General features: G+C 42.5%; 1 protein-coding gene. It reads left to right on the top strand.

Annotation, left to right across the window (positions count from 1 at the left end; translation table 11 throughout):
• Positions 1-680 (top strand): GNAT family N-acetyltransferase (locus KIV40_RS25915; protein ID WP_285352065.1); only part of this gene is annotated, 680 nt, incomplete at its 5' end.
• Positions 681-1,048 lie beyond the last annotated feature (368 nt).

Below are 1,048 nucleotides of genomic sequence, written 5' to 3'. Positions count from 1 at the left end.
GTTTGGCTGCCGAGCAAACGTGTCTCAGAATCATGAGAATCGCTGTTCATCCGGATATTCAAGGGCAAGGCTACGGTCATCAGATGATGACGTATTTGGTTCAATCAGCGGGTCACTTCGATTATTTGGCGACTAGTTTTGGCGCAACGGATGAGTTGGTTGATTTCTGGTTCAGTAATGGATTTGAGCCAATGCACCTCGGCCACCAGCGTGACCAAGCGAGTGGGTGCCATTCTCTACTCATGTGTAGAGCCTTAACCAAGTCGTCTCAGGTTTGGCTCGAACAAGGTAAGTCGCATTTCAATTCCAGTTTCCGTTATCTGATTTCTACTTCGTACAATGAACTTGAGGCTTCTATTGTTCGTTCGTTGTTGGCATCTCTGTCTTGCCAAACTGTCTCACAACAAAACCTTGCAATGTTGAATCACTACATACTCGGTGGCAACGGATTCGATAGTGTTGGTTTTATGTTTGAGAATATGATCTTCGAGTTGAACCGCGACCAGTTGCGCCGAGTCTCTGACTTAATTATCTGGAAGGTGTTACAAAAGAAATCATGGAGCGAGTGCAGCGAGCTGACCAACTTTACTGGACGTAAGCAAACGGAAGCTTCACTGAGAAAAGACCTCGAACTCGTTATCAGTGAGTTAGGTCTAAATCCTAATTTACAGTGTAAATAGGCTCTCATCGTAATTTCATTCATTTATCGATTTACAGTGTAAACTCAACCATGACTCAATTTACACTGTAAACTCAGCTCTCGTCTCCGGTCTCTCGTCTCTCGTCTCTCTTCATTCACCAACAAGTCGAACTTCTTTCGTTCTTGCCTTTTTCCAACAGCTTGAAATACTCGAAAATTGAGCTCGTCACACCAAACCTGATTTCAGAATAAAATTTTGGTGGTGGACTTGTTGCGGCCACATAATTGGTCTTTGCTAAAGTCATTCAGGTTGATTTAATGCGTTAAGTCAATAAGTTGCGAATTGAAGTGTAGTAGCTCAATATTGAGAAAATATTCAGTAAAGTGACTTATCCCTTGTTATTGAAA

It is taken from the genome of Vibrio sp. D173a (assembly GCF_030248475.1).
This window is presented reverse-complemented; position numbering and strand designations above follow the sequence as displayed.